Genomic DNA, 1,069 nt, shown 5'->3' on the forward strand with positions numbered 1-1,069 from the left:
CGTGGGTCTCGCCGGAGCGGGGGACGATGTGGAGGGTGCTGCCCTTCTCCGGGACGTCGCGGCCGCTGACGCGGACGACGAGGTCCTTGGAGTCCTCGCCGACCTTGGCGGTGCCGTAGACGTAGGCGTCGGCGCCCAGTTCCTCGACGACGTTGACGGTGACGGCGAGGCCCTGGTCGGAGTCGGAGCCGGCGACGTCGAAGTGCTCGGGGCGGACGCCGACGGTGACGGTCTTGTCGGTGGTGGCGGAGATCGCGTCGCGCTGGACGGGGACCACGCTGTTGCCGAACTTCACGCCGCCGTCGGTGATCGGGACCTCGACCAGGTTCATGGCGGGGGAGCCGATGAAGCCGGCGACGAAGAGGTTGGCCGGGCGGTCGTACATGTTGCGCGGGGTGTCGACCTGCTGGAGCAGTCCGTCCTTGAGGACGGCCACGCGGTCGCCCATGGTCATGGCCTCGACCTGGTCGTGGGTGACGTAGACGGTGGTGATGCCGAGGCGGCGCTGCAGCGAGGCGATCTGTGTACGGGTGGAGACGCGGAGCTTGGCGTCGAGGTTGGACAGCGGCTCGTCCATGAGGAACACCTGCGGCTCACGGACGATGGCGCGGCCCATGGCGACGCGCTGGCGCTGGCCGCCGGAGAGGGCCTTGGGCTTGCGGCCGAGGTACTCGGTGAGGTCGAGGATCTTCGCGGCGTCCTCGACCTTCTGGCGGATCTCGTCCTTCGGCACGCCGGCGATCTTGAGGGCGAAGCCCATGTTGTCGGCGACGGTCATGTGGGGGTAGAGCGCGTAGTTCTGGAACACCATGGCGATGTCCCGGTCCTTGGGCGGCAGGTGGGTGACGTCGCGGTCGCCGATGCGGATGGCGCCGCCGTTGACGTCCTCGAGCCCGGCGAGCATCCGGAGCGAGGTGGACTTGCCGCAGCCGGACGGGCCGACCAGGACGAGGAACTCTCCGTCCTCGATGTGGATGTCGAGCGCGTCTACGGCGGGCTTCTCGGTGCCCGGGTAGATCCGGGTCGCCTTGTCGAACGAGACAGTGGCCATGGGTCGCAGGCCCCCTTC

Annotated in this window: 1 protein-coding gene; it reads right to left on the reverse strand. The window is 69.2% G+C overall.

Annotated features, from left to right (window positions below; genetic code table 11):
• On the reverse strand, positions 1-1,051 hold a 1,051-nt coding region (locus FPZ41_RS46685), incomplete at its 3' end, for an ABC transporter ATP-binding protein (protein WP_152870964.1).
• Positions 1,052-1,069 lie beyond the last annotated feature (18 nt).

The organism is Streptomyces acidicola, assembly GCF_009377235.1.
GTDB lineage: Bacteria > Actinomycetota > Actinomycetes > Streptomycetales > Streptomycetaceae > Streptomyces > Streptomyces acidicola.